The organism is Vibrio sp. 1978 (genome assembly GCF_033344345.1).
Genome location: NZ_JAWPOP010000170.1, coordinates 1 through 1,023, shown reverse-complemented (window position 1 = coordinate 1,023; position 1,023 = coordinate 1). Strand labels below are relative to the sequence as shown.

The 1,023-nt window shown below is 44.2% G+C and carries 1 protein-coding gene; it reads right to left on the bottom strand.

Annotation, left to right across the window (positions count from 1 at the left end; genetic code table 11):
• Positions 1–133: 133 nt before the first annotated feature.
• A partial coding sequence (locus R8N49_RS25265) for a lipopolysaccharide assembly protein LapB (RefSeq protein ID WP_318190229.1) occupies positions 134–1,023 on the bottom strand: 890 nt, incomplete at its 5' end.

The following is a 1,023-nucleotide window of genomic DNA, read 5'->3' as shown; positions in this document are numbered from 1 at the left end:
GGTTATCATAATCCAGTGCGACAATAACTTTTTGGTCGATCATTTCATCTCCTAATTATTTTTGGTTCTTTTACTTGTTAGACATAAGGTTAAAAAAATGCAGCGGACAGAAACTCTGCCAGCTGCATTAAAACTATTCACCATCCAATCCGCGGATTGGCTTGATCGTCCCCCACCCTTTACAGGAAGGGCAATGCCAATAAAGGGAATGAGTAGAGAAGCCACACTTCCTGCATCGGTAGTGCGGGTTTACTTTTAATTGCTCTCCAACCATCGCTTGTAATGTAGATAAACTGTCTTTTGCACGACCATCTTCAGCCTCTGCGATGTGGTAGTCAATCAGGCGATAAAAGCCCTTCATGGTTGGATTTTTCAGTAGCTGTTTCGTCAGCAATTCTTGGGCAGCTCCGACGCTTTCATGGTGAGCGACTAACTGAGCCAGCATCAACTCCGCTGACACCCCTGCCTTTTTATCAATACAGGCGCGTAAAAACTCGACCAGTTCATCTTCTTGCCCGAGATGGTGATAGCACTCAGCAATTGTCGGCAAAACGTCGCTCACAAAGTCTTTGTCTTGCTCCAGCACACCCGTTAGATACTTAATGGTTTGTTTGTAGTCTTCTGATTCCAAGTAAATCCGGCCGAGCGAAATACTTGCTCGAACACATTTTGGATCTTCGGAAAGTGCTTTTTTGAAATGCTGGATAGCTTTATTCGTATTGCCATCAGCTTGGTCTAGCATGGCAATTTCACACCAAAAATGCGCAATATTTGTACGCATACGACTACGCTGATTACCCATTTTAGCTAGCTGATTGGCGTAATGAATCGCTTTTTCCCATTCACGCGTTTGCTGGTAAATAGTGACTAACTGTTGGAGCGCCGCCTCTTTGTAATCGGGCTCTTCAACTAATTGTTCGAAGATTTTTTCAGCTCGGTCTAAAAACCCAGACACCATATCGTCTTTCGCTAACTGCTGCAGTGCTAGGTTTTTCTGATCTAGGGTCAAGCCAGAACGAGAAA